28 protein-coding genes are annotated in these 25,470 nt (G+C 68.0%); 15 read left to right on the top strand and 13 right to left on the bottom strand.

Annotated features, from left to right (window positions below; genetic code table 11):
* Window positions 1-75: 75 nt before the first annotated feature.
* The 3 genes from HNO51_RS00410 (at window position 76) to HNO51_RS00400 (ending at window position 2,345) form a co-directional block, all read left to right on the top strand.
* Window positions 76-867, top strand: a complete 792-nt coding sequence (locus HNO51_RS00410; RefSeq protein ID WP_197449134.1) for an enoyl-CoA hydratase — start codon at window positions 76-78, stop codon at window positions 865-867.
* A 123-nt stretch (window positions 868-990) separates the two neighbouring features.
* Window positions 991-1,836 (top strand): IclR family transcriptional regulator domain-containing protein, encoded by an 846-nt coding sequence (locus HNO51_RS00405; RefSeq protein ID WP_197449133.1) that lies wholly within the window; start codon window positions 991-993, stop codon window positions 1,834-1,836.
* Complete coding sequence (locus tag HNO51_RS00400; RefSeq protein WP_197449132.1) at window positions 1,833-2,345, top strand: Lcl C-terminal domain-containing protein; 513 nt, start codon at window positions 1,833-1,835, stop codon at window positions 2,343-2,345. The genes HNO51_RS00405 and HNO51_RS00400 overlap by 4 nt, the downstream gene beginning before the upstream one ends.
* On the opposite strand, the gene HNO51_RS00395 is transcribed toward HNO51_RS00400, so the two are convergent.
* From HNO51_RS00395 to HNO51_RS00380, 4 genes are read right to left on the bottom strand one after another with little or no spacing between them, the layout of a single operon-like run.
* Window positions 2,342-2,860, bottom strand: a complete 519-nt coding sequence (locus HNO51_RS00395) for a MarR family winged helix-turn-helix transcriptional regulator (protein WP_234283668.1) — start codon at window positions 2,858-2,860, stop codon at window positions 2,342-2,344. The genes HNO51_RS00400 and HNO51_RS00395 overlap by 4 nt on opposite strands.
* Before the next feature lie 34 nt (window positions 2,861-2,894).
* A complete protein-coding gene (locus tag HNO51_RS00390; protein WP_209538239.1) occupies window positions 2,895-4,190 on the bottom strand; it encodes a TRAP transporter large permease in 1,296 nt (431 codons plus the stop codon).
* Window positions 4,183-4,737: a TRAP transporter small permease gene (locus tag HNO51_RS00385; protein WP_197449131.1), complete on the bottom strand. Its 555-nt coding sequence runs from the start codon at window positions 4,735-4,737 to the stop codon at window positions 4,183-4,185. Before HNO51_RS00385 ends, HNO51_RS00390 begins: the two co-directional genes overlap by 8 nt.
* A 27-nt stretch (window positions 4,738-4,764) precedes the next feature.
* Entirely contained in the window at window positions 4,765-5,820 is a 1,056-nt protein-coding gene (locus HNO51_RS00380; RefSeq protein WP_197449130.1) for a TRAP transporter substrate-binding protein, read from the bottom strand.
* A 385-nt stretch (window positions 5,821-6,205) separates the two neighbouring features.
* Here HNO51_RS00380 and HNO51_RS00375 point away from each other — a divergent pair, with 385 nt between their 5' ends.
* The 6 genes from HNO51_RS00375 (at window position 6,206) to maiA (ending at window position 12,291) form a co-directional block, all read left to right on the top strand.
* Window positions 6,206-7,174 carry an MBL fold metallo-hydrolase gene (locus tag HNO51_RS00375; protein WP_197449129.1) on the top strand — a complete coding sequence of 323 codons (969 nt, stop codon included), beginning with the start codon at window positions 6,206-6,208 and terminating at the stop codon, window positions 7,172-7,174.
* A gap of 95 nt (window positions 7,175-7,269) precedes the next feature.
* Window positions 7,270-8,982 carry an FAD-dependent oxidoreductase gene (locus HNO51_RS00370; protein WP_209538238.1) on the top strand — a complete coding sequence of 571 codons (1,713 nt, stop codon included), beginning with the start codon at window positions 7,270-7,272 and terminating at the stop codon, window positions 8,980-8,982.
* The gene (locus tag HNO51_RS00365) at window positions 8,969-9,190 is read left to right on the top strand and encodes a DUF2783 domain-containing protein (RefSeq protein ID WP_197449127.1); all 222 of its coding nucleotides are present in this window, start codon (window positions 8,969-8,971) and stop codon (window positions 9,188-9,190) included. Before HNO51_RS00370 ends, HNO51_RS00365 begins: the two co-directional genes overlap by 14 nt.
* A 16-nt stretch (window positions 9,191-9,206) precedes the next feature.
* Complete coding sequence (hmgA, locus tag HNO51_RS00360) at window positions 9,207-10,514, top strand: homogentisate 1,2-dioxygenase (RefSeq protein WP_209538237.1); 1,308 nt, start codon at window positions 9,207-9,209, stop codon at window positions 10,512-10,514.
* A 92-nt stretch (window positions 10,515-10,606) separates the two neighbouring features.
* Window positions 10,607-11,626: a fumarylacetoacetate hydrolase family protein gene (locus tag HNO51_RS00355; protein ID WP_209538236.1), complete on the top strand. Its 1,020-nt coding sequence runs from the start codon at window positions 10,607-10,609 to the stop codon at window positions 11,624-11,626.
* A gap of 20 nt (window positions 11,627-11,646) precedes the next feature.
* A complete protein-coding gene (maiA, locus tag HNO51_RS00350) occupies window positions 11,647-12,291 on the top strand; it encodes a maleylacetoacetate isomerase (RefSeq protein ID WP_209538235.1) in 645 nt (214 codons plus the stop codon).
* Window positions 12,292-12,372: 81 nt separating this feature from the next.
* On the opposite strand, the gene HNO51_RS00345 is transcribed toward maiA, so the two are convergent.
* The 3 genes from HNO51_RS00345 to HNO51_RS00335 all read right to left on the bottom strand — a co-directional run bounded on the left by HNO51_RS00345 (window position 12,373) and on the right by HNO51_RS00335 (window position 14,735).
* Window positions 12,373-13,182, bottom strand: coding sequence for a DODA-type extradiol aromatic ring-opening family dioxygenase (locus HNO51_RS00345; protein WP_234283669.1), 810 nt, complete (start codon window positions 13,180-13,182; stop codon window positions 12,373-12,375).
* 48 nt (window positions 13,183-13,230) lie between these two features.
* Window positions 13,231-14,178, bottom strand: a complete 948-nt coding sequence (locus HNO51_RS00340) for a glutathione S-transferase family protein (RefSeq protein WP_197449123.1) — start codon at window positions 14,176-14,178, stop codon at window positions 13,231-13,233.
* Between the two features lie 80 nt (window positions 14,179-14,258).
* Entirely contained in the window at window positions 14,259-14,735 is a 477-nt protein-coding gene (locus HNO51_RS00335) for a DoxX family protein (RefSeq protein WP_197449122.1), read from the bottom strand.
* Between the two features lie 161 nt (window positions 14,736-14,896).
* Here HNO51_RS00335 and HNO51_RS00330 point away from each other — a divergent pair, with 161 nt between their 5' ends.
* From HNO51_RS00330 to HNO51_RS00320, 3 genes are all read left to right on the top strand, one after another.
* Window positions 14,897-15,817, top strand: coding sequence for a LysR family transcriptional regulator (locus tag HNO51_RS00330; RefSeq protein ID WP_197449121.1), 921 nt, complete (start codon window positions 14,897-14,899; stop codon window positions 15,815-15,817).
* Window positions 15,818-16,040: 223 nt separating this feature from the next.
* A complete protein-coding gene (locus HNO51_RS00325; RefSeq protein WP_197449120.1) occupies window positions 16,041-17,261 on the top strand; it encodes a multidrug effflux MFS transporter in 1,221 nt (406 codons plus the stop codon).
* Window positions 17,258-18,466 carry an MFS transporter gene (locus HNO51_RS00320; RefSeq protein ID WP_197449119.1) on the top strand — a complete coding sequence of 403 codons (1,209 nt, stop codon included), beginning with the start codon at window positions 17,258-17,260 and terminating at the stop codon, window positions 18,464-18,466. The genes HNO51_RS00325 and HNO51_RS00320 overlap by 4 nt, the downstream gene beginning before the upstream one ends.
* Here HNO51_RS00320 and HNO51_RS00315 read toward each other — a convergent pair.
* Together HNO51_RS00315 and HNO51_RS00310 are read right to left on the bottom strand one after the other, a co-directional pair.
* A complete protein-coding gene (locus HNO51_RS00315) occupies window positions 18,461-18,856 on the bottom strand; it encodes a SpoIIAA family protein (protein ID WP_197449118.1) in 396 nt (131 codons plus the stop codon). The two genes, HNO51_RS00320 and HNO51_RS00315, sit on opposite strands and share 6 nt — an antisense overlap.
* Before the next feature lie 88 nt (window positions 18,857-18,944).
* Window positions 18,945-19,109 (bottom strand): DUF1127 domain-containing protein, encoded by a 165-nt coding sequence (locus HNO51_RS00310; protein ID WP_197449117.1) that lies wholly within the window; start codon window positions 19,107-19,109, stop codon window positions 18,945-18,947.
* A 166-nt stretch (window positions 19,110-19,275) separates the two neighbouring features.
* Here HNO51_RS00310 and HNO51_RS00305 point away from each other — a divergent pair, with 166 nt between their 5' ends.
* On the top strand, window positions 19,276-20,706 hold the full coding sequence (locus HNO51_RS00305; protein WP_209538234.1) for an aminotransferase-like domain-containing protein: 1,431 nt from the start codon (window positions 19,276-19,278) through the stop codon (window positions 20,704-20,706).
* A 1-nt stretch (window position 20,707) separates the two neighbouring features.
* Here the strand turns inward: HNO51_RS00305 and HNO51_RS00300 are convergent, their stop codons facing one another.
* The gene (locus HNO51_RS00300; RefSeq protein ID WP_209538233.1) at window positions 20,708-21,604 is read right to left on the bottom strand and encodes an alpha/beta hydrolase family protein; all 897 of its coding nucleotides are present in this window, start codon (window positions 21,602-21,604) and stop codon (window positions 20,708-20,710) included.
* 98 nt (window positions 21,605-21,702) lie between these two features.
* Here HNO51_RS00300 and HNO51_RS00295 point away from each other — a divergent pair, with 98 nt between their 5' ends.
* Window positions 21,703-22,056, top strand: coding sequence for a MerR family transcriptional regulator (locus HNO51_RS00295; protein ID WP_197449114.1), 354 nt, complete (start codon window positions 21,703-21,705; stop codon window positions 22,054-22,056).
* An 11-nt stretch (window positions 22,057-22,067) separates the two neighbouring features.
* On the opposite strand, the gene HNO51_RS00290 is transcribed toward HNO51_RS00295, so the two are convergent.
* From HNO51_RS00290 to HNO51_RS00280, 3 genes are all read right to left on the bottom strand, one after another.
* Window positions 22,068-22,523: a hypothetical protein gene (locus tag HNO51_RS00290; protein WP_209538232.1), complete on the bottom strand. Its 456-nt coding sequence runs from the start codon at window positions 22,521-22,523 to the stop codon at window positions 22,068-22,070.
* 101 nt (window positions 22,524-22,624) lie between these two features.
* Complete coding sequence (locus HNO51_RS00285) at window positions 22,625-22,831, bottom strand: DUF2783 domain-containing protein (protein ID WP_197449112.1); 207 nt, start codon at window positions 22,829-22,831, stop codon at window positions 22,625-22,627.
* Between the two features lies 1 nt (window position 22,832).
* Window positions 22,833-24,512 carry an FAD-dependent monooxygenase gene (locus HNO51_RS00280; protein WP_209538231.1) on the bottom strand — a complete coding sequence of 560 codons (1,680 nt, stop codon included), beginning with the start codon at window positions 24,510-24,512 and terminating at the stop codon, window positions 22,833-22,835.
* A gap of 104 nt (window positions 24,513-24,616) precedes the next feature.
* Between HNO51_RS00280 and HNO51_RS00275 the strand changes: the two genes are divergently transcribed.
* Window positions 24,617-25,399, top strand: coding sequence for a helix-turn-helix transcriptional regulator (locus HNO51_RS00275; RefSeq protein WP_197449110.1), 783 nt, complete (start codon window positions 24,617-24,619; stop codon window positions 25,397-25,399).
* The last annotated feature ends 71 nt before the right edge of the window (window positions 25,400-25,470 follow it).

Raw genomic sequence — 25,470 nt, 5'->3', positions numbered from 1 at the left:
TTTGGTCGCAGGACTGACGAAAAGCGTGCACGACAGGCTAGGCTGGTGACGGGCACGTTTCTACAGGATACGACAATGAATACGACTGTCGACGAGCGACCGGTGATTCGTCGCGACCAGCGCGGCGTCGCGACCCTTACCCTGAACCGGCCGCGCCAGTTCAATGCGCTGTCGGAAGAAGTTCTCAAGGCGCTGGGCGGCGAACTCTCCCGCCTGGCCCACGACGACTCTGTGCACTGCGTGGTCGTCGCCGCCGAGGGGCGCGCCTTCTGTGCCGGACACGATCTCAAGGAGATGCGCGCCAACCCCGACAAGGCCTATTATCAAGAGCTGTTCGCCCGCTGCGGCGAGGTCATGCAGCGCATCGTCCATCTGCCGGTACCGGTCATCGCCCGGGTCCAGGGGCTGGCCACCGCCGCCGGCTGCCAGCTGGTGGCCAGCTGCGACCTGGCGGTGGCGGCCAGGTCGGCCCGCTTCGCGGTATCGGGCATCGGCGTGGGGCTGTTCTGCTCCACGCCGGCGGTGGCGCTGTCGCGCAACATCGGCCGCAAGCGCGCCATGGAGATGCTTTTCACCGGCGAGTTCATCGATGCCGAGCAGGCGCTCGACTGGGGGCTGATCAACCGCGTCGCCGACGACGAGGCGCTGGACGAGGTGCTCGGCGAACTTACCGCCAGCCTCTGCGCCAAGAGCCGCGTGGCCCTGCGCACCGGCAAGGCGCTGTTCCAGCGCCAGCTGCAAATGCCGTTGAACGAAGCCTACGCCCTGGCCGGCGAGACCATGGCCTGCAACATGCTGGCCGAGGATACCGCCGAGGGTATCGATGCCTTCATCGCCAAGCGGGAGCCCCAGTGGCGCCATCGCTAGCCATCCCGTCTGCACAAGTAGTATGGAAGGCATTTCCGCAATCGAGACAAGCCAGCGCCGAGGGGGTATCCTGTAGCTGGCCTGCAGGGCAGGCCAGCCAGATCATTGGGGAAGGATACGCAGGTGAGTGAAGTCAAACGCAGAACGGCGGGGCGCCCGCCCGGCCCCGGCAAGAGCGCCAGCGGCCACAGCCAGTCGCTGGTGCGCGGGCTCAATCTGCTCGAGCGGCTGGCGGCCACGCCGGGCGGCCTGGCGCTGTCGGAACTGGCCGAGATGGTCGACCTGGCCCCCTCCACCACCCACCGCCTGCTGCAGGCCCTGCAGGGCCAGGGCTTCATCGCCCAGGACACCGAGCTCGGGGTGTGGAGGATCGACGTCAAGACCTTCCGCATCGGCAACAGCTTCCTCGAGGCGCGCGACTTCGTCGCCACCAGCCGGCCCTTCCTGCGCCGCCTGACGGCCCAGACCGGCGAAACCGCCAACCTGGGTATCCGCGACGGCGCCACTGCCGTGTTTTTGGCCCAGAGCGAGTCGCCGCAGATGATGCGCATGATCACCCGGCTCGGCTCGCGCGCGCCGCTGCACGCCTCGGGCGTGGGCAAGGCGCTGATGGCCTGGCTGCCGGACGATGAGTTCGAACGGGTGCTGGCCGAGCGGGGGCTCGATCGGGTCACCACCAACACCCTGTACACGGCCGAGTCGCTGCGCGCCAACCTGGCGCAGGTGCGCCGGCAGGGCTATGCGTGCGATCGCGAGGAGCATGCCATCGGCCTGCACTGCGTGGCTGCCTGCCTGCACGACGAGCACGGCATCCCGCTGGCGGCGATCTCCGTCTCGGGACCGGTGGCACGGATTCCCGAAGCGCGGCTGCCGGAGCTGGGTGCGCTGGTGCGCGAGACCGCCGCCGAGATCACCGCCCGCCTCGGCGGGCGCGTGCCCACCGCCCAGGATCAGGTCGCGGAGGCGTGACGCGCACGGGCGCCGTCGGGCTGGCGCTGTTCCTGGCGTCGCTCCCCCTCGGCCACGCCGATGACCGCTTCCGCTTTCCCATCGCCTCTCTCGTCGAGGACACGGCCAGAGGGCTGGTGTGGGAGCGCTGCAGCCTGGGCCAGGTATTCCACGAGGGGCGCTGCCGCGGCGAGGCGGCGCGCCTCACGCTGGCCGAGGCCGAGGCCCGCCTGGGCGCCATGGCCACGGCCGAGTGCCCGTGGCGTCTGCCGCGCTTCTTCGAGCTGCGCGGCCTGGTGCAGGCGGGCGACGGGAACACGGCCATCGAAGGCGAAGCCTTCCCCGATACGCCGGCAGGCTGGTACTGGACCCAGGTCAGCGCCGGCGGCCACTCCCAGCAGGACTGCTTCGTCGACTTCGCCGGCCGGGGCCGCACGCGCTGCAACATGGCCGGCCGGTTTCACGTGCGACCGGTGATGTCGCTCGAAAGCGCCGCGCCAGTTTGCCTGAGCCCTGGCCCGGGCAGCTAGCCGCGCTCCCCGATCCGCTCCAGTTGGCGTTCGAGCTTGCGCATCACGTTGAGCAGGTCGCGATACTCCCCGGCAGTGAGGGTTGCCACCAGCTCCGCCTCCCAGGCCTGGGCCTCGGGAATCAACTTGACCAGCAGAGCCTGGCCGGCGGCGGTGAGATGGAGATCCTGCTGGCGCTGGTCCTCGGGGGCGGGGGTGCGGCGGATCAGCCCCCGCTCCTCCAGCGCCTGGATCGCCCGTGACACGCGGGCCTTGTCCATGTTGGTGTAGCTGCAGACTTTTTTCGCCGTCAGCTCGTCGCAGTGGCTGAGCCACGCCAGCACTCGCCACTGCGCGATGTTGAGCTGGTAGCGCTCCTCGTAGAGCTCGGCCAACGCCTGGCTGATGCGATCGGCGAGGCTGTTGAGCCGGTAGGGCAGGAACTGGTTGAGATCCAGCTCCGGCTTGGTCGAAGGTTCGGCCAGGCCCTCGTCACCCTCCCTGGCGAGGCCGGCCTGGCGCTCTTCCGTGTTCATCTCTCGAGACTCCTCACCCTACGCTGGGCAGCGTTCAATAGAGCAGTTGCGGCAGGAACAGCACGATACCCGGGAACACCAGCACCAGCAACGCGCGTGCCATCCCCGCCACCCAGAACGGCGTCACCCCGCGGAAGATCGTCCCCGTACTCACGTCCGGCAGCACCGCCCGCAGCACGAACACGTTCATCCCCACCGGCGGCGTGATCAGGCTGATCTCGATCACGATCACCACCAGGATGCCGAACCACACCAGGTCGAAGCCGAGCCCCGCCACCACCGGGAAGAACACCGGCACCGTCAAGAGCAGCATCGACATGCTCTCGAACACGCAGCCGAGCAGCACGTAGATGGCCAGTATCACCAGGATCACCAGGAACGGCGCCATGTCGAGCCCGTTGACGAACGCCAGCAGGTCGCTCGGCAGCCCCGCGCGGTTGATGAAGTTGGCGAAGATCAGCGCGGTGAGTACCACGGCGAACAGCATGGCGGTGGTGCGCACGGTGTCCATCAGTACGTTCATCAGCACCTGGGGCGTCAGTGCGCGACGCCACAGGGCGATGAGGAAGGCGCCCATGGCGCCGATGCCGGCCGCTTCGGTGGGGGTGAACACGCCGAGGTAGATGCCGCCGATCACCAGCACGAACAGCGCCAGGGTGCTGCCGACGCTCTTGAGTGCCCTCATGCGTTCGGGCCAGGCCACGCGCTCACCGGCGGGGCCGGCGTCGGGGTCGCGCCACAGCACCCACTTCACCGACCCAAGGTAGAGCACGATACCGAGGATACCGGGGATGAAGCCGGCGGCGAACAGCTCGCGGATGCTGGTCTCGGTGAGGATGCCGTAGATCACCAGCATCACGCTGGGCGGGATCAGGATCCCCAGCGTGCCGCCGGCGGCGATCGACGCCGAGGCCAGGGTGTCCTTGTAGCCGTACTTGCGCATCTGCGGCATCGCTACCCGGCCCATGGTGGCGCAGGTGGCGAGGCTCGAGCCGCAGATGGCGCTGAAGCCGCCGCAGGCGACGATGGTGGCCATGGCCTGGCCGCCCTTGCGGTGGCCGAGGAAGCCGTTGGAGGCGCGGAACAGCGCGTCCGACAGGCCGGCATGGGAGACCAGGTTGCCCATCAGGATGAACAGCGGGATCACCGACAGGCCGTAGTCCATGGCGGTGTCGATCACCCGCCGCGCGGCCATCGACTCGGCGGCGTTCCAGTTGCCGGTCAGATAGTAGAAGCCGGCGAAGCCGACGATGCCCATGGCAAACGCCAGCGGCACGCGCAAAAACGCCAGCAGCAGCAGGGCGGCGAAGCCGTACAACGCCTCAGTCATGGCGTCCCCCCTGCTCGGTCACTGGACTGAGCGGGCCGCCGCGCTCGATCACACCCACGCCTTCGAGCAGATAGAACAGCGCGCGCAGCAGGGTCAGCGCGGCCGAAGCGGCCAGCATGATCGCCATCAGGTAGATCAGGTAACCGTTGGGGATGCGCAGGAACTCGGTCACGTCACCCCACTGCATGGCGCGCTCGCCCAGGGCCCACACCCGCCGGGCCATGAGCCACAGCGCGCCGGTGACGATCAGGTTGACCAGCACCTGGCGAATCCAGATCAGGCGCGCGGGAAACACGCTGTCGAGCAGGTCGACGCTGACGTGCTCCTCGCGCCAGCACACCACCGGCAGCGACAGGAACACCAGCGCGGCCAGCATCAGCTGGGTCAGCTCGACGGTACCGAGGATCGGCGAATTGAAGAAGTAGCGTCCGGTCACGTCCGCCGTGGTCAGCAGCATCATGGCGAAGAGGGTGGCGCCCGCCACCCCCTCCAGCGTCAGCTGCATGACACGGCCGACCCGCAACAGGAACGGCGACGAGGTCGGCATGATCAAGCCTCCGCGGGTCGAAAGGGTTTACTGGCGTACGACACGATCGGCGATGCTCTCGCCTTCGGTGGCCAGGGCGAGCTGTTCGCGGAAGTGCTCGAGAGCTGCCTCGGTATCGACACCACGGCCCTGCACCGCATCATGCCACTCGGCGATCAGCTCGTCGGTCACCTCGCTCAGGCGCTCGATGTCCTCATCCGACGCTTCGGTGAACGTATTGCCCTGCTCCTCGGCGAAAGCCACGCCGCGCTCGTCCATGGCATCCATCATGTAGCCGAACAGGCGCGAGAGATCCTCGCCGGAGACGGCCTCGATCGCCTCGCGATCCTCGGGCGAGACCTGATCCCAGAACATCGGGTTCATGACGATGGCGAAGCTGCCGCGGTAGAAACCGCCATCCACCGTCAGGGTATGCGGCAGCACCTCGGCCACGCGGAAGCTGCGCAGCCCCTCGAGCGTCAGCATGGCGCCGTCGATGACGCCCTGGGAGGCCGCTTCGTAGACCCCGGTCGGCGGTAGCGCCACGCCGGAGACATTCATGGCGCTGGCCAGGTCGCTCATTACCCCGCCGCCGACGCGCACGCGCTTGCCGGAGAGCTGGTCGAGGGAATCAACCTGATCACGGGTGAATATCTGCCCCGGCCCATGCACGCCCATGGCCATGACGTCGACGCCGCGATGTTCCTCCGCCTGTGCCAGGTACTCCTGGTAGGTGCGCCAGTAGGCGGCGGATGCCGCTTCCGACGTGAACGCCTCGAAGGTGGGGAACTCCGGCAGTTGGGTCAGCTCGAAGCGTCCCGACATGTGGCCGTGAAAGATCCAGGTGGCGTCGGCGATGCCGTCGGCGACAATCTCCATCTGCGCGGCCGGCGGGCCCATGTCGTGCACCACCTCGACGGTCACGCGCCCTTCGGTGGCCTCCTCGATCCACGCCTTCCAGGTGGGCCAGACGAGGGTGTTGATGCCGTGGTTGGGGCCGCCCCAGGTGCTGACGGTAATGGTTTCCTGGGCCAGCACGGGCGCGGTGAGGCTGAGACCGAACGCCGCCAGGGCGCCGATCATGAGGCGATTTGTGTTTTTCATTGCGTGCTCCTGGTCGTCACGGGAGGCGTGCTCGCGCCACGTTGCTTGTCTCGTTGTTGTCTCTCGGGCTGGCGCTCGTCGGCAGAGGCCGCAAGGGCGAGACAGCCCGTTTCCCACATGCAGTCACCTTGCCGCCAGATACTCTCCTCTGCAACTAATTTGAGGCGATAATACATTAGACTTAGGTCTCAGAAATGCCAAAAATCCATGATACAAGGCAACTTTTTCCCAAACCCTGGCGCCTGCCCTACGCTTCTGGTCCGCGACTTGCTGGACATATAGTTTCAATAGCAACTATGCTCGCTGCAATCAGCCCATCGAACGCGGCCAACAGCGGCCCCTTGACGTCGCCCACCGTGACGCCCCCGACGACACTGGAGGAACCATGAGCAAGAAATTCGCTTCCCACGCCGACACCGAAGAGAAGCAGGTCAGCTTCACCAAGCTGGCCGAGGGCCTCTATGCCTACACCGCCGAGGGCGACCCCAACACCGGCGTGGTGATCGGCGACGACAGCGTGATGGTGATCGACACCCAGGCCACGCCGATCATGGCCCAGGACGTGATCCGCCGTATCCGCGAGGTCACCGACCTGCCGATCAAGCACGTGGTGATGAGCCACTACCACGCCGTGCGCGTGCTCGGCGCCTCGGCCTATGAGGCCGAGAACATCTACGCCAGCCAGAACACCTATGACCTGATCGTCGAGCGCGGCCAGCAGGACTACGAATCCGAAGTCGGTCGCTTCCCGCGCCTGTTCAAGGGCGTCGACTCGGTGCCCGGCCTGACCTGGCCCAACATCGTGTTCCAGAAGGAACTCACCGTCTTCATGGGCAAGCGCGAGGTGCGCATCATTCACCTCGGCCGCGGCCACACCAAGGGCGACACCGTCGTCTGGCTACCGGAAGAGAAGGTGATGTTCTCCGGCGACCTGGTCGAGTACGGCGCCACCCCTTACACCGGCGACGCCTACCACGAGGACTGGCCTTCCACTCTCGATCGCCTGCAGGCGATGGCTCCTCAGAAGCTGGTGCCGGGCCGCGGCGAGGCGCTCACCACCCCCGAGCAGTGCCAGGAGGCGATCCAGGGCACCCGCGACTTCCTCGCCGACATGTACGACAGCGTCAAGGCGGGCAAGGCCGCCGGCAAGTCGCTCTCCGAGTGCTACGCCGAGACCTACGCCAAGCTCAAGCCGAAGTACGGCCACTGGGTGATCTTCGACCACTGCCTGCCGTTCGACATCACCCGCTGCTATGACGAGGCCGGCGGCGAATACCCCGACCCGCGCATCTGGACCGCCGAGCGCGACACGGCCATGTGGCACTCGCTGCAGGAAGTGGTCGAGAACCAGTAAGCGCTGTTTTCACAATAATCCTGGCGCGTGGTGCCGGGGCAGGTCGCCGCATTCTGACGCTGGCCTGCCCCGCAGCAGCCGCAGTCGGAGGAAGCATGCCCACTACCTACAACAATCCCGTCTACCCGTATCGACGCCCGCCCGAGCTCGACCGCGAAAGCGTGCGCCACTGCCCGGTGGTGATCGTCGGCGCCGGCCCCACCGGCCTGGCCATGGCCATCGACCTGGCCCAGCAGGGCATCGCGAGCGTGGTGCTCGACGACAACAACACCGTCAGCGTCGGCTCGCGGGCGATCTGCTTCGCCAAGCGCACGCTGGAGATCCTCGACCGCCTGGGCTGCGCCCAGCCCATGGTCGACAAGGGCGTGACCTGGCAGCGCGGTCGCGTGTTCTTCCAGGAGCGCGAGGTCTACGACTTCGACCTGCTGCCGGAAGAAGGCCACCGCATGCCGGCCTTCATCAACCTGCAGCAGTACTACTTCGAGGAGTACCTGGTCGATCGCGCCGACGCGCTCAGCGACCTGATCGACCTGCGCTGGAAACACAAGGTCACCGAGGTCGCGAGTCACCCCGAACGCAGCGAGGTGACGGTCAGCACCGAGGACGGCGACTACCGCCTCGCCTGCGACTACCTGCTGGTGGCCGACGGCGCCAACAGCAAGATCCGCGACATGCTGGGCCTGGAGAGCCGCGGCCAGATCTTCCAGGATCGCTTCCTGATCGCCGACGTGATCATGAAGGCGGATTTCCCCACCGAGCGCTGGTTTTGGTTCGACCCGCCCTTCCACCCCAACCAGTCGGTGCTTCTGCACCGCCAGCCGGACAACGTCTGGCGCATCGACTTCCAACTGGGCTGGGACGCCGACCCGGAAGAGGAGAAGAAGGAGGAGAACATCCGCCCGCGGGTACAGGCGATGCTCGGCGAAGACGTCGAGTTCGAACTGGAGTGGGCCAGCGTCTACACCTTCCGCTGCCGCAAGATGGATGACTACATTCACAACCGGGTGTTCTTCATGGGCGACGCCGCCCATCAGGTCTCGCCCTTCGGCGCCCGCGGCGCCAACGGTGCCATCCAGAGCACCGAGAACCTGGCCTGGAAACTGGCCCGCGTACTCAAGGGTCAGGCCCCCGCGGCGCTGCTCGCCACCTACAACGACGAGCGACAGCACGGCGCCGCCGAGAACATCCTCAACTCGACCCGCGCCACCGACTTCATCACGCCCAAGAGCCGCGTCAGCCGGCTGTTCCGCGACAGCGTGCTGGAGCTGGCCGAGCACTACCCCTTCGCCCGGCGCCTGGTCAACAGTGGCCGCCTCTCCATGCCGTGCCACTACGACGACTCGCCGCTCAACGGCCCCGAGACCGAGGGCCTGCCCCTCGTGCTGCGCCCCGGCAGCCCGGCCAAGGATGCCCCGATCGGCCTGGCCGGGCGGCGCGCCTGGCTGCTCAACCAGCTGGGCGATCGTTTCACGCTGCTGCTCGATGGCCGCGTCGACAGCGCCCGGGCCGAGGCGCTCAGGACCGAACTCGAGCCGCTGCTCGCACGCCAGGCCGATCTCGATCTGCTGGTCGTCGGGCCTGCGCCGCATGCCCTGACCGAGCTGCCGCGCAGCCGCCAGATCGAGGACGTGGAGACCCTGGTCGGCGAACGCTACGGCCTGACCGGCGGTGTCGCCTACCTGATCCGCCCCGACCAGCACGTCAGCGCCCGCTGGCGCCAAGTCAGCGCCGCCGAGGTCGAGGCGGCGATCGATCACGCGCTGGGCCGTCACCTTGATGCCGAGGAGGTGCGCCATGCCACGGCTTGAACTCAACCCCAACTTCACCGACCCGGACGCCTTCTATGCCGCGCTGACCGAACTGCACCGTGAGCGCAGCGAGGCCGAGAGCGAACGCATCAACGCCCGGCTGATCCTGCTGCTGGCCAACCATATCGGCGACCAGCAGGTGCTCGAGGAGGCCCTGGCCATCGCCGGCCAGGACGCCAGCGCATCAGAAGGTCAACCAGGCCAATAACGAGAGGGATCCTCCCATGACGACGACACTCGAGTACCAGAGCGGCTTTCGCAACCACTTCGCCAGCGAGGCGCTGCCCGGCGCCCTGCCGGTGGGCCAGAACTCGCCCCAGAAGTGCGCCTACGGCCTCTACGCCGAGCAGCTGACCGGCTCGGCCTTCACCGCGCCGCGCCACGAGAACCTGCGCAGCTGGCTCTACCGCATCCGCCCCTCGGTGGTGCAGAGCGCCTATACGCCGCTGGAGAACGGCCGGGTGGCCACCTCGCCGCTGGCCAGGCCCGCCGCCGATCCCAACCAGATGCGCTGGGACCCGCTGCCGATGCCCGCCGAGCCCACCGACTTCGTCGACGGCCTGCTGACGATTGCCGTCAACGGCGATGCCGGCACCCAGGCCGGCTGCGGCGTGCACGTCTACGCCTTCAACCGCGACATGACCGAGCGCTTCTTCTACGACGCCGACGGCGAGCTGTTGCTCGTGCCGCAGCAGGGCAGCCTGCGCCTGCGTACCGAACTCGGCGAACTCGAGGTCGCCGGCGGCGAGATCGCGGTGATCCCCCGCGGCATGAAGTTCCAGGTACGCCTGGCCGAGGGAAGCGACGCCGCCCGCGGCTATGTCTGCGAGAACTACGGCAGCCCGCTGGAACTGCCCGGCCTCGGCCCCATCGGTGCCAACGGCCTGGCCAACCCGCGCGATTTCGAGAGCCCCGTGGCCGCTTTTGAAGACATGGAGGGCGACTTCGAGCTGGTGGCCAAGTTCTCCGGCCGCTTCTGGGTGACCAGGCTCGGCCATTCGCCGCTCGACGTGGTGGCCTGGCACGGCAACTACGCGCCCTACAAGTACGACCTGGCGCGCTTCAACACCATCAACACGGTGAGCTTCGACCACCCCGACCCCTCGATCTTCACCGTGCTGACCTCGGCCTCCGACACCCCGGGGATGGCCAACATCGACTTCGTGATCTTCCCGCCGCGCTGGATGGTGGCCGAGAACACCTTCCGCCCGCCCTACTTCCATCGCAACCTGATGAGCGAGTTCATGGGCCTGATCCACGGCGAGTACGACGCCAAGGCCGAGGGCTTCCTGCCCGGCGGCGCCAGCCTGCACAACTGCATGTCGCCCCACGGCCCCGACGCCGAGACCTTCGAGAAGGCCTCCAACGCCGAGCTGACACCGCAGCGCCTGGATGCGACCCTGGCCTTCATGTTCGAGAGCCGCTACGTCTACCATCCCACCGAAGCGGCGCTGAACGCGGACATTCGCCAGCGCGACTATGTCGACGTGTGGTCGACGCTGCGCTCGCACTTCGATCCCAAGCAGCCCTGACAGCCTTGAGCGATCCTGAATAGCCCGAGAGACGAAACGCCGAACCGGACGGGGCCGACGCGCCCCGCCCCTGACGAAAGGATGGAGCCAAGATGAAACTCGCCACTTTGAAAAACGGCCGCGACGGCGAACTGCTGGTGGTCTCCCGCGACCTGACCCGCGCCGTCTCCGCCACCGACATCGCCGCCACCCTGCAGCAGGCGATCGAGAGCTGGAACACCGTGAGCCCCAGGCTGGAGGCGCGCTACGCCGAACTCAACGACGGCAGCGCCAATGGCGCCTTCGACCTTGACCAGAGCAAGCTCCACTCGCCGCTGCCGCGCAGCTACCACTGGGCTGACGGTTCCGCCTACCTCAACCACGTCAAGCTGGTGCGCCAGGCGCGCAACGCCGAGATGCCCGAGACCTTCTGGACCGACCCGCTGATGTACCAGGGCGGCGGCGACAAGTTCCTGGCCCCCACCGAGGACATCGAGGCGGTCAGCGAGGAGCACGGCATCGACTTCGAGGGCGAGATCGCGGTGATCACCGACGACGTGCCCATGGCAGTCACCCCGGAGCAGGCCGCCGGCCACATCAAGCTGATCATGCTGGTCAACGACGTCAGCCTGCGCGGCTTGATCCCGGGCGAGCTGGCCAAGGGCTTCGGCTTCTTCCAGGCCAAGCCGGCCTCGAGCTTCTCGCCGATCTGCGTCACTCCCGACGAGCTGGGCGACGCCTGGCAGGAGGGTAAGGTCCACCTGCCGCTGACGGTGCACCTCAACGGCGAGAAGTTCGGCGAGCCCGAGGCCGGCCCGGACATGATCTTCAGCTTCCCGCAGCTGGTCGCGCATGCGGCCAGGACCCGCTACCTGGGCGCCGGGGCCATCGTCGGCTCGGGCACCGTCTCCAACCCCGACCCCGACGGCGGCCCCGGCAAGCCGGTCGCCGACGGCGGCGTGGGCTACAGCTGCCTGGCCGAGGTGCGCATGGTGGAGCAGATCCTGCACGGCGCGGCCAGGACGCCCTTCCTGCGCTTCGGCGACCGGGTGCGCATCGAGATGTTCGACCGCCAGGGCAACAGCATCTTCGGCGCCATCGACCAGCAGGTGGTCAAGTACCAGCCGAAGTGACGCGACACAAGGAGCCACGTATGACCACGCTATATGGCTATTTCCGCTCCTCGGCGGCCTACCGGGTGCGCATCGCGCTCAACCTCAAGGGGCTGGCGTACGAGCAGGTAGCGATCAACCTGGTCAAGGGCGAGCAGAAGAGCGACGACTTCCGCACTCACAACCCCCAGGGGCTGGTGCCGGTGCTCGAGACCGACGACGGCACCCAACTGACCCAGTCGCTGGCGATCTGCGAGTACCTGGAGGAGCGCCACCCCGAGCCGCCGCTGCTGCCGTCGGATGCCGAGGGCCGTGCCCGGGTGCGCTCGCTGGCCCAGCTCGTCGCCTGCGAGATCCATCCGCTCAACAACCTCAAGGTGCTCAAGTACCTGGTGCACGAGCTGAAGCTGGACGACGAGGCCAAGCTGGCCTGGTACCGCCACTGGATCGCCGAGGGTTTCACCGCGCTGGAGGCAAGGCTGGCCAGCGAAGCCGCCACCGGCGCGTTCTGCCACGGCGACAGCCCGAGCCTGGCGGATGTCTGCCTGGTGCCGCAGGTGTTCAACGCCGAGCGCTTCGAGTGCGACCTCTCCGCATATCCGACGCTCCGGCGCATCACCGAGCGCTGCCGAGCGCTGGACGCCTTCGCCAAGGCCGCCCCGGGCGAGCAGCCGGACGCCGGTTGAAGGCGCAGCCGACGAAAGCGGGCACGCGGCTCTCCAGGCAGCGTGCCCGCTCCCGTTCCGGGCGCCCTTGCGCCCCGGCGCTCAGTGTTCGAGCCGCCAGTAGAACATTCCCGATCGCTTGCCGAGGATCGTGGCCGAGACGTGGGTCTCGCTGGGCTGGCCCGCCAGGCCGTAGCACACGTGCAGCGGCAACAGGTGCTCCTCGCGGGGGTGACAGAACCGGGCGTGGGGCGCGCGTTCCCACTGCAGCAGGCGTTCGGTGCGCTGCGCTTCGGTGAGGCGTGCGTCGCTGCAGGTCTCCTCGAGCCACGCCTCGAAGGCCTGGTTGCGGGCATCGAGCTCCGGCGTGGCGGGTGCGAAGAACGCCTGCATGTTGTGGAAGGAGAATCCCGACCCGATCACCAGCAGGTCGTCGACCTCCAGCGCCCGTAGCGCCCTGCCGATGGCCAGGTGCGTCGCGGCATCCAGGCTGTCGACCAGCGACAGCTGCACGCAGGGGATGTCCGCCTCCGGATACATCAGCTTGAGCGGCACGAACAGCCCATGGTCGAAGCCCCGGTGCTCGTCGAGCCGTGCCGGCAACCCGGCCTGCCTCAGCGCCTGGTGGATCTGCCGCGCCAGCGCCGGCTCGCCGGGGCAGGGGTATTCGATCTCGTAGGACTCGGGCGGAAAGCCGTAATAGTCGTAGATGAGCGCCGGGTTGGCCCCCGCGGTGATGGTCGGCACCGCCGCTTCCCAGTGGGCGCTGATGACCAGAATGGCCGAGGGCCGGCGCAGCTGGCCGGCGATCTCGGTGAGCCGGGCCACCATCTCGCGGTGGCCCGGGTCGCCCAGCAGCGGCAGCGGGCCGCCGCCGTGGGAAATGAACAGCACATCGGTGGTATGGCTCACGGCTGACGCTCCTCCTGGTCGCTCATGGTGATGACGGACCGGCCCTCATCAGAGCTTGCCGGGCCCTGCCGGCACGATTCCGCCGGGATTCAGCGCCTTGATGGAATAATAGCCCGCCTTGATATGATCGAGGCGCACGGTGGCGGCGATGCCGTCGAGGGCCAGGATGCGGTGCATGTAGGCGTGCAGGCCCGGCATGGCGCGTAGCGTGTTGCGGTTGCACTTGAACAGGCCGTGATAGGCGGCATCGAAGCGCACCAGGGTCACGAACAGGCGCAGGTCGCTCTCGGTCAGGCGTTCGCCGAACAGATAGGCACGCCCGTCGGCGAGCCGCGACTCCAGTTCGTCCAGCGCGGCGAAGACCTTGCCGTAGGCCTCCTCGTAGGCCTGCTGGCTGGAGGCGAAACCGGCCTGGTACACGCCATTGTTCAGGTCGGTGTACAGATAGGCGTTCAGGGCCTCGATCTCGGCGGCCAGGTCGGCCGGGTAGAGGTCCGGCCCCTGGTCCACGATCCCGACGAAGGCGCCGTTCAGCATCCGCACGATATCGGCGGACTCGTTGTTGACGATGGTCCCGGTCTGCTTGTCCCACAGTACCGGCACGGTGGCGCGCCCGGAGATCTGCGGATCGGCGCGAGTATAGAGCTCGTGCAGGTAGCGCACGCCGTGGAGCGTGTCCTCATCGGCGCCGGGGTAGCCGCCGAACCGCCAGCCCTGGTCGGTCAGCCGGGGGTTGACGACGGTGACCTCGATCACCTCCTCGAGCCCCTTCAGCGTCCGTGCCATCAGCGTGCGTGACGCCCAGGGGCAGATATAGGCGACATAGAGCCGATAGCGCCCCTTCTCGGCCTTGAAGCCTCCCGCCCCGGTGGGGCCCGGCGCCCCGTCGGGGGTGACCCAGTGGCGAAACGACGAAGTCTGGCGGAGGAAGCGCCCCTGCTCATCCTTCGCCTGTACCGGCTGCCAGTTCTCTTGCCAGACACCGTTGACCAGCATGCTCTTCTCCTGTGACGAGCCCCTTCCCCTCAGGGAGGAAGGAGCGAAGGGTCGATGACACTCGCGCGGCGATCCGCCGCTCACCGCCCGGTGGCGGCGCGCCGCTGGGCACCCACGAAGCGCTGTGCCAGCAGGCTGTCCAGTGCGAACCGTCCGCCGCCCTGAATGGCCAGGGCCAGGGTGGCGACGAACAGGGTCAAGGCGTATTCGTAGCCGTTGTTGGCCATGAACAGACCGTTGCCGATATGCACGGCGAAAATCGCCACCAGCATGGTAAAGGCCGATACCAGCGCCGCCGGGCGGGTCAGCAGGCCCAGCACCAGCGCCAGCCCGCCGAAGAACTCGGCGCCACCGGCCAGCAGCGCCATCAGATAGCCCGGCGCCAGGCCGATGCTCGCCAGCCACTGGCCGGTGCCTTCCAGGCCGTAGCCGCCGAACCAGCCGAACAGCTTCTGCGCGCCGTGGGCGGCCAGGATCAGCCCCACCGGGACCCGCAGGACCAGGGCGGCCACGCCACTGCGGGAGGAAAACAGGGCCTGGACGAATCGTGTGTTCATGATGGTTACCTCGAATCGGTTTCTGTGGTCGTGTCACGGGGCTCGCCCCGAGGGGATGACGCCACTTTACTATCGCCAAATAGCGAAACTAAGAGGGCATTCGTTGGATCATTAGCAACGTTACGTTGATAATGTAGGCATCCATTCTCTGTGAGGAACCGATGGATCGTATCGATGCCATGCGCGCCTTCGTCACGGTCGTCAGCGAAGGCAGCTTCACCCGTGCCGCCGAGCGGCTGGAGCTCTCCCCCCAGCTCGTCAGCAAGTACGTCTCGCAGCTCGAGCAGCGTCTGGGGGTGCGACTGCTCAACCGCACCACCCGCAAGAGCCACCTGACCGAGGCCGGCGCACGCCTCTACCCGCGCGCCCAGCAACTGCTCAACGACGTGGACGACATGGAGCATCAGCTTGGCGACCTGCAGACCCAGGCCCGGGGCCGGCTGCGTATCAGCGCCCCGGTCTCCTTCGCCATCCGCCACCTGGCCCCGTTGCTGAGCGACTTTCAGCGCGCCCATCCCGCCGTCGGCATCGACCTGCAGCTGAACGACCGCAAGGTCGACATCGTCGAGGAGGGATTCGACGTCGCCCTGCGCATCGGCCACCTGAAGAGTTCCTCGTTGATCGCCAAGCGGATCGCACCGATCCGCCTGGTGCTGTGCGCCTCACCCGAGTATCTGAAGCGGTACGGTACGCCCCGGTGCCCGGAAGACCTCGAGGCGCATCGCTACCTGCGCTACAGCTACATGGAGCAGGAGGCCGGTGAGTCGCTGCTGCGCTGGCTGCCGGGGCACGACCCGCAGCGCGGCGACCAGGTCAACAGCGACTTCATCAGCAACAATGGCGATGTACTGGTCGAAGCGGCCATCGCCGGTGGCGGCCTCGCCCTGCAGCCCACCTTCATCTCGGGTTCCGCGATCAAGGAAGGAAAACTGCAGGTCATCCTGGCGGAGCACGAGCCCGAGCCGATGTCGCTCTATGCGGTGTATGCCCATCGCCAACTGCTGGCGAGCAAGGTACGCTGCTTCGTCGACTTCCTTGACGGCTACTTCGGCGATCCCCCCCACTGGGATCGTTTCGACTAGCCGTCTGTCGGATTTGACCGATCGCCAAGCCGTTGCGGTCGAGGCCGCCCCCTTATATAGTTTCAAATGAAACGAAAAGGTCGGCTCCTGGCGCAGGATATCGCGAGCGATTTCGGCTACAATAAGCAGGCTAACGACTGGCGGGCACCGCAACCTCAGGCTCCACACCGAGCGGGGAAGCGGCGCCCGCCGATCGTTGTTTGCCACTTCAGGAGAATGCGACGTGCTGAGGCTGAAGTCCCCCGCCATGGTGATCACGCTGGCGGCGCTGACCGCGCTGGGTCCGCTGGCCACCGACATGTACCTGCCGGCGATGCCGGCGATGGCCGCGGCGCTCGACACCGGTCCCGACCAGATCCAGCTGACGCTGAGCCTGTACATGGCCGGCTTCGCCGTGGCCCAGCTGTTCTGCGGCCCGATCTCCGACCGCTTCGGGCGCAGGCCGGTGATGATCGCCGGCTTCGGCCTGTTCCTACTGGCCAGCCTGCTGTGCGCCTTCGCACCGAGCATCGAGTGGCTGCTGGCCGGGCGCTTCCTGCAGGCGCTGGGCGGCGCCGCCGGCCCGGTGCTGGGCCGTGCCGCGGTGCGCGACATCCATGGCCCCATCGAGGCCGGACGCGTGCTCTCCTACATGGCCAGCACCATGGCGCTCGCCCCCGCCCTGGCCCCCATCGTCGGCGCGGGGCTGCTGCTGTTCTTCGGCTGGGAATCGATCTTCGTGCTGTTGACGATCTACGCCGCGGCGATGCTGCTGGTGCTCGCCTTTCTCATGCCGGAACCGCTGGCGCGGGAGAATCGCCAGTCGGTGCATCCCGCCACCATCCTGCAGAATTACCGCATGCTGCTCGGTCAGCGTGCATTCATGGGCTATACGCTGGTCAACGCCAGCGGCTTCACCGGCCTGTTCGCGTTTCTCTCCGGCTCCTCCTTCGTGCTGATCGAGTTCATGGGCATGTCGCCCTTCGGCTATGGGATCGGCTTCACGTTGATCGTCGCCGGTTTCTTCAGCGGTACCCTGATCAGCGGGCGCTTCAGCCACCGCCTGGGCCGTGACCGACTGCTGCTGCTGGCCACCTCGATCTGCGCGCTGGCCGGTCTCACCATGGCCGGTCTGGCGGCGGCGGCGATCTACACGCCGTGGGCGGTGATCGGGCCGCACATCCTGTTTCTGGTCGGTTTCGGCATCGTCATGCCGCAGAGCATGTCCGGGGCACTGGCGCCGAACCCGCAGTGCGCCGGCTCGGCCTCCTCGCTGTTCGGCTTCCTGCAGATGACCCTCGCCGCCCTCGGCGGGGCGCTGGTCGGCCGCTTCCACGACGGCACCTCGCTGACCATGGCCGTCTCCATCGGCCTGGGCGGTGTACTCTCCCTGTTGGCCTATCTGCTGCTGGTGCGGCCTGCCAGTCAGGCGGCGGCCGCCGGCCAGGCAGGTTCGTCGCGATGAGCGGCAGCGCAGCGCCCCGCCTCGTCATCCTGCTGCTGGCATTGGCCGGCTTCGCCAGCATGGCCTCGATGCGCGTCACCGACGCCATGCTGCCGGCACTGTCGCAGGCCTTCGCCCGGCCGGTGGCCGATGTGGCGCAGAACATCACCCTGTTCGCCATCGCCTACGGCGTGATGCAGCTCGCCTACGGCCCGCTGGGCGACCGCCACGGCACCCTGCGGGTGATCGGCCTGGCCACCCTGGCCTGTGCCGTGGGCGCGCTGGGCTCGGCGCTGGCCGAGTCGCTGCCCATGTTGCTGCTGTTCCGCACCCTGAACGGCGCCACCGCCGCGGCGATCATCCCGCTCTCCATGGCCTGGGTGGGCGACAACGTGCCCTACGAGCGGCGCCAGGTCACCCTGGCTCACATGCTATCGGGCGCGGTATTGGGACTGATCTCGGGGCAGGTGGCGGGCGGTTTCCTGGCCGACACGCTGGGCTGGCAGGCGGCATTCATGCTGCTCACGCTGCTGTTCGTCGCCGCAGGCGGGCTGCTGCTCGAAGCCCTGCGGCGCCAGCCGGCCCTGTCGCCACCCAAGGCCGAGCAGGGCCGCATCGCCTTCTTCTCGCGCATTCGCGAGGTGCTGCTGATCGCCCGCGCCCGGCGCATCCTGGCACTGGTATTTCTCGAGGGGATCGCCGCCTTCGGCGCGCTGGCCTTCGTCGCCAGCCACCTCTACAACAGCCTGGAGGTCTCGTTGACCCAGGCGGGACTGATGGTGGCACTGTTCGGCGTGGGCGGGCTGATTTTCGCGGCCCTGGCGCGAACGCTGGTCGCCCGACTGGGAGAGCCGGGCCTGGCCGCGGGCGGCGGCGTGCTGATGGGGCTCGGCTTCGTCGGGCTGGCGCTATCCCCGCTGCCGGCCCTGGCCACCGCTGGCGCCTTCGCCGCCGGGCTGGGTTTCTACATGATGCACAGCACGCTGCAGATCAACGCCACTCAGATGGCCCCGACCATGCGCGGCACCGCCATGGCGGTGTTCGCCGGCTGCCTGTTCCTCGGTCAGTCGGTAGGCGTCAGCCTCGGCGGGCTGGTGCTACGCCTGGCCGACAGCGGCTGGCTGCTGGCCGGCGCCGGGCTGTGGCTGCTCGCGCTGGGGCTGGCCTTCGCCTGGCTGCTGCGCCAGTGGCACGGCGAGCGGGCCGCCGCTACCGCGCCTTCATAACCCGCCGTTGATCAGGTCGCGGCGAAAGCCGGCGACCCAGCGCATGGCCTCCTCCAGCTCACCGGCATGGAACAGGCGCGCTTCGGTATTGGGGAACAGCTTGGCGGCCAGCTTGGTGGTCGTCTCGATCCAGCGCTTGTCGGCGATCACCGCGGCACGCTTGAAGCGGTGATATTCGCCCAGCTTGCTCATGGCGTAGGCCAGGTCGCGCAGCAGGGCGCCGGCCGTCATGTGGTCGAAGTCGGTCATGTCGGCCAGCACGCCGATATGCTCGTTGTGCTCGAGCTTCGACTCGATGGCAGGGATCAGTACGTCGTAGTCCGCGCTGTGCAGCGTGCCCGAGATGCGAAACGCCGCCACGTATTCGGGGGCCGGTAGCGTCTCTATCATGGCTGGCTCCTCCTTGGCTGCCTGGTGGCTCGCCTCCTCCTTCTTAGGGCATCGCGCAGCGTCGGGGGTTCCCGTCACGCCCTGGACCTCAACGCCAGAACGGCTTGCGCACCTCACGCTCGACCGTGGCCCGGTCGAGCCCGATATCGGCCAGCAGATGGTCGTCGAGATGGCGCAGGTCGCAGCGGGTACGGTGGCGCCGTTGCCGGCTCCTGATCCAGCGGGACAGTTGAATGAAGCGTTCGAGAAACATGGCGGCGTCTCCTGTCGGTGGGTTCTGACAGGCTACGTGCGTGCAAAAAACCAATACAGATTCAATATAAAATTAGTTTTACGATACAGTTGGGGCTATTCTGGCTCTGTATCGTCCGCAATTTCCTCTTCTGTACCGTACGCAGGAACAGTTTGGCGACTCTGTCATGAAACGTTACGATCAGGTGGCACAGGCCCTGGCCCAGCGCATCGAGCAGGGGCAGTATCGCGTCGGCGACCGGCTACCCTCCGTGCGCGCGCTCTGCCGCGAGCTTGGCGTCAGTGTCTCCACGGCGCAGGAGGCCTACCGGCGACTCGAGGCGTCCGGCCTGGCCGAAGCCCGTCCCCGCTCGGGCTACTATGTGCTGCCGCGGCCGACCCCGAGCGTGCTACCGAAGGTGTCGCGCCCGGCCCAGCGCCCGCTCGACGTCTCCCAGTGGGACCAGGTACTGGAGCTGGTGGCGCGCGCTCCCGAGGAGGACCGCCTGCTGATGCTGGGGCGCGGCATTCCGGATCTCGCGGCCGCCAGCCTGCGCCCGCTGCAGAGCCAGCTGGCCACCCTGCACCGGCACGTGGCGGCTCATGGGCTCAACTACGACAGCCTGCCGGGCAGCCTCGAGCTGCGCCGCCAGATCGTGCGCCTGGCCGACAAGTCGGGCTGCCTGCTGCATCCCGACGACGTGCTCATCACCACCGGCTGCCAGGAGGCGCTGTCGCTGGCCCTGCGCACCCTGACCGAGCCCGGCGACGTGGTGGCCGTGGATTCGCCGAGCTTCTACGGCACCATGCAGATCCTCAAGGCCCACAAGCTCAAGGCGCTGGAGATCCCCACCGACCCGCGCACGGGCATCAGCCTCGAAGCGCTGGAGCTGGCGCTGGAACAGTGGCCGATCAAGGCGATCCAGGTCACGCCCACCTGCAACAACCCGCTCGGCTACACCATGCCCGAGGCGCGCAAGCAGGCCCTGGTGGCGCTGGCACAGCGCTTCGACGTGGCCATCGTCGAGGACGACATCTATGGCGACCTCGCCTTCGATACGCCCCGGCCGCGCACGCTCAAGAGCTTCGACGACGACGGCCGGGTGCTGCTGTGCAGCGCCTTCTCCAAGACGCTGGTGCCCGGGCTAAGGGTGGGCTGGATGGCGCCGGGGCGCTACCGCGACCAGGCGCTGCACATGAAGTACGTCTCCACCGGCGCCTCGGCCACGCTGCCGCAGCTCGCCGTGGCCGAGTTCGTCCAGCACGGCCACTACGAACGCCACCTGCGCGAGATGGTGCGCCAGTACCGCCGGCATCGCGACATCATGATCGACTGGGTGCTGCGCTACTTCCCGCCCGGTACCGGGGTCAGCTATCCCCAGGGCGGCTTCCTGCTGTGGCTGGAGCTGCCGGGCGCCGTCGACTGCGTGCGCCTCAACGAGCAACTGATGGGCGAGGGGCTGCACATCACGCCGGGCTCGCTGTTCTCGGCCTCGGGCAAGTTTCGCCACTGCCTGCGCCTGAATTATGCCGCGGCGATGACGCCCGCCGTCGAAGCCGGCCTCAGGCACGTCGGCGAGGCGGTGGCAGCGCTGCTGGAGCAGGAAGTGCCGGCCTGACTCACGGCCGCACGAACGTGTCCGTTGCCGCGGTTTGCGCCAGGCGGCCCTGCAGTGCCGGCAGCAGGTAACGCTGCCACAGCGCCTGCTCGTGCTCGGCGCGGAAGAAGCCGAAGTGGCCGATACGGGCCAGGCCCGCCTCCCGGGGTCGGATGCGCAGCAGGATGCGCGGCGCGTTGGCGTAGAAACCGTGCAGTGACTCGGTGTTGCGCGCCGACATGAAGTCGTCGTCGCTGAAGGAGAGCGAGACCACCGGCGTACGCACGGCGGCGAAGCGTTCGCGCACGCCGGACTCCGCCCCCACCGCGTATTCCGGGTCGAGGCACCAGCGCCGCCACTGCTCGACCACGCCGCGGGGCAGGTCGCCCACCATGTTGAGCCGCTGGCCGGGAAAATAGCCCAGCAGCGGCGTGAGCAGGGGCACGGCACCGAACCAGAACAGCCACACACGCCGCTTCAGCGCCGGTGCGTTCTCGCGCCAGTAGCCGCTGCCGCAGGCCACGGTAACGATGCGCTCGAGCCGCTCGTGCCCCGGCACCAGCGGCGGAATCTGCCCGCCAAGGCTGTGGCCGATCCAGTAGCGCGGCAGCCCCGGCGCCTGTCGCTCCAGCGCCTCGAGCATCGCCGCGGCATCAAAGCGCGCCCAGTCGAGGATGGTGGCTTCGAAGCCTCTGAGATGCGACGGACGCGAGGCCCCCATGCCGCGATAGTCGAAGGTGGCCACGGCCATCCCTTGCCTCGCCAGCCACTGCGCCAGCGGGGCATAGAAGCGCTGGGGCACGCCCATGGCCGGAGCGATCAGCACCGCCGCCGTGGGATTTGCCGGGGTGACGAAACGCGCGGCAATGGCCACGCCGTCACCGGTCTCTACCTGGCGCTCCTCGAGCTTGGGTGCCATCTCGTTGCCTCCTCACCATGTCTCGTGATCGCCCCATGCGGGCACATCAAACCATGGTAAGGTGTGGAGCCAACTCCATAGTCAAGGCGTTTTTCCCCATGCGGATCGGTGAACTGGAGAAGGCCAGCGGGCTCGGCCGCGACACCATACGATTCTACGAGAAGCGCGGCGTGATCACGCCGCCGCTCAGGCGCGACAACGGCTATCGCGAGTACACGGAGCAGACCCTGGCGGAGCTGCGTTTCGTGCGCCGCGCCCGCGAGCTGGAGTTCAGCCTCGACGAGATCCGCGAGGCAATGCCGCGCTTCCGCCCCGAGCCCCCCTTCTGCGACGAGCTGGAAAGCCGACTGAGGGACAAGCGCGAGACGTTCCGCGCCCAGATTCGCGAGGCCGAGGCCAAGATCGCCATGATCGACGACCTGCTGACGCGGCTGGGCGCGGCTACTGTCTGAGCCAGGCAGGCTTACCGAATCGTTCCGTCGTCCTGCGAGCGGGCCGCCAGCCCTTCGAGCGCCTCGGCGTTGGGACACATGGCCCGGCACGCTTGCGCAGGCGCATTCTGGCGCAGCGCCAGCCAGCAGGTCGCGACTTTCGAGCAGGCGCTGCACACGGTACGCAGGGCATGGATGGCCGGGTCGCGGCCGCAGGCAACCGGGTCGAGGCCGAAGCGCCGCATCATCACGGGCAGCAGGGTTTCGGCAGGAGCGAACTCCAGCTCCCTGTCGACCAGGCAGCGCGCGATGGCCTGTTCCAGCGAGGGGCTCATGGGATGGGCCAGGTCGTGGATCATCATGCTCAACGCCCTGGGCTCGCAGCAGCGCAGCTCGAGCAGCGCTCGCTCGCCTTCGAGATAGTCGCGCAGCGGCAGCGTGCCGCCCGACGGCGACCGCGTCTTGCCGGAGGGTCGAGGTGAACTCATCGAGGCATTCCTCTGCAGCCCACCTTTGACGATAGCGCCCCTGCCGGATCTCGCCTTGACCACGCTCAAGTCGCGAGCACTTCCCGGCGGGGCCATCCCCGCTAGCCCGCGCCAGCCTCCTCCACACCGCGGCGCGCTTCCTCGATGGCGACCATCACCCGCTCGACGTCGCCGACGCGATGGGCCAGCGCCAGCGCCAGTTGGGCGAGGAACAGCCGTTCCTGATTCTCGGGGAGCGAGTCCAGGGTCTCGGCCAGCGTTTCGTAGACCCGCTCCAGTTCGGCGAAGGGCAGTGTGGTAGCGGTCATCTCATTTACCTCCCAAAGCGGTGACGAGGGCGGGTTCGAGGTCGGCGGGGGCGAGGCGCTTCCAGCGCGCCGCCACGTGGCGGTCGGGGCGCACCAGGTAGGCGCTGCCGGACTCGGCGCCATAGGCGGCGAACAGGCCACCGTCGCGATCCACCAGTGCGCCCTCGTCGCCCGGCTCGCGGGCCACGCGCAGCAGCTCGACGGCCTGGCCCCGAGCCTGCAACGCGGCCAACCGCTCGGCCAGTGCCGAATCAACATCGCCATTTCGACTGAAGTGCAGCAGGGTGAAGCCGCTGCCTAGATGATCGAGCAGGTAGTCGTCCTCGCCCAGCCGGCGGTTAGGCAGCGGCGCGCCGGGGATCGGCCCGGCCTCGAAATCGGCGTCGTCGGGCAGGGTCAGCCGGCTCTCGGCGTAGGTGTAGGGCGTGACCTGGCGTGGGTTGGCGAAGCCGCTGGCGTAGTCGTTGTCGAGCGCCAGCGTCAGGGCGGCGTCGCGCATCAGCCGGTAGCCCCGGCTCGGCGGCGTCATGAAGCGGGTGCTCTTGCCGGCATTGGCGAAGACGTCCAGCGTGGCGCCGCGCCGCTCGGGGCTGTAGCTGTCGAGCAGCCGCTCGGGCGCCCGCCCCTGGAGCACCCAGGCCAGCTTCCAGCCGGCGTTGGCGGCGTCGGCCAGGCCGTTGTTGAGGCCGCGCACGCCGAAGATCGGCACCAGGTGGGCGCTGTCGCCGATGAACAGCACGCGGCCGTGGCGATAGTCGTCCAGCGCCAGGGTGTGCGCCTTGTAGAGGCTCCACCACTCGAGCTCCCAGGCGTCGCCCTCGCCCAGTACCTCGCGCACGATCAGGCTCACCCGCTCGCGGATGCTGGCCTCCTCCACCGCTTGGTCCGGGTCTTCCTCGGGGCCGAGCTGGTAGTCGATGCGCCAGATGTCATCGGGCTGCTTGTGCACCAGGATAGTGGTACCAGGCAGGGCGTGGGAGTGAAAGAAGGCGCGCCGCTCGGTGGGAAAGTCGGAGCGCAGGCGAATGTCGGCGATCACGTAGCGGCCCTCGTAGGCCTCGCCGTGCAGGGCGAGGCCCAGTGCCTTGCGCGCCACGCTGCGGGCGCCGTCGGCGGCCAGCAGGTAGTCGCAGGCGAGGCGATAGTCGCCCTCGGGGGTACTCACCTCCAGGCTCACGCCGCTCGCATCCTGGCTCACGCCGGTCACCGCGCTCTGCCAGCGCAGCTCGACAGGCTCGCTCTCGGCGGCCTTGTCGATCAGGAACTTCTCGATGTACTGCTGCTGCAGGTTGATCATCGGCAGGAAGCGCTCCTGCTCGGAGTGGGGCATCTCGAAGCGGAAGATCTCGCGGTCGCGAAAGTAGGTGCGGCCCCGGGTCCAGCCCAGGCCCTTGGCCACGAAGGGGGCCTCGACGCCGAGCTGCTGCAGGATCTCCAGGCTGTGGCGGGAGAGGCAGATCGCCCGCGAGCCGTCATTGACGGTGGCCTTGTCGTCGAGCACTACCGACGCGATGCCGTGGCGCGCCAGCTCCAGCGCGGCGGTGACGCCCACCGGACCGGCACCGACGATGGCCACCCGATGACGCACCGCCCGACCCTCCAGCTCGGGGGGACGAACGAAGGGAAAGTGGGGATAATCGAAATAGAGCGAGTCGGTCTCGGCGCGTCCGGCGGGTCGCATGGGCGGCTCCTGTTGGCGTGGTATCTAGCGACAGACTACCCCGGGAGCGACCCGACCGGTGTCCCGCAAAAGCCGGGACAGCACGCGGCGAGAGGCAGCGACGAATGGAAACCAGCAACGAGCAAACCACCGACTGGCCGGGGCTGATGCCGGCCATGGCCGAGTGCGTGGCGCGGCTGGGCGAGGCGGGCTTCGACGAGGCGCTGCTGGCCCTGCTGCGCCAGGCGGTGGGCATCGAGCAGTGCATGGTGTTCGCCTTCGACGGTCGCGACGAGGTCGACTGCCTGCTGGCGGACAACCGGCGCGCGCCGCGCATGGCCGATCGCCTGGCGGAGCTCTACACCGGCGGCCTGTTCCGCCAGGACCCCAACTACCAGCGCCTGCGCCAGCTGATGGCTGACGAGGGCGAGCAGAGCGACGCCGAAATCACGCCGATGCAGGTTGACGCCATGCCGGAAGCCTATCGCAGCCACCTGTTCGCCTTCCCCGATCTGGTCGACAAGGTCTCGCTGACCCTGCCCGGCGAGCAGAGCGTCTATTATCTCAACCTCTACCGTGGCAGTAAGGCCGGCCCCTTCGCGCCCCACGACCTGTCGCGGCTGGATGCCCTGGCGCCGCTGCTGGCCAGCTTGATGCGCCGCCACTACGCCCAGGCCAGGCCCGTCTCGTCGCAGCGGGCGAGCCCCGAGGAGGCGGCCATCCTCGCGCCGCTCTCCGAACGCGAGCGCCAGCTGTGCCTCTACCTGCTGCGCGGCCATACCCTCAAGACCGCCGCCGCCGAACTCGATATCGCCCTCTCCACTGCCGAAACCTACCGCAAGCGCGCCTACGCCAAGCTCGGCGTGCCCTCCAAGGCGCGGCTGGTGGCGCTGTGTCGGCGGCAGTGAATACCGTAGCCACACGACGCCATCATCTGTCGCGGTTAGGATAGGCGTTCTTTCGCTTCGCCCCTGACCTG

The sequence above is a fragment of the Billgrantia sulfidoxydans genome, assembly GCF_017868775.1.
GTDB lineage: Bacteria > Pseudomonadota > Gammaproteobacteria > Pseudomonadales > Halomonadaceae > Halomonas > Halomonas sulfidoxydans.
This window is presented reverse-complemented; position numbering and strand designations above follow the sequence as displayed.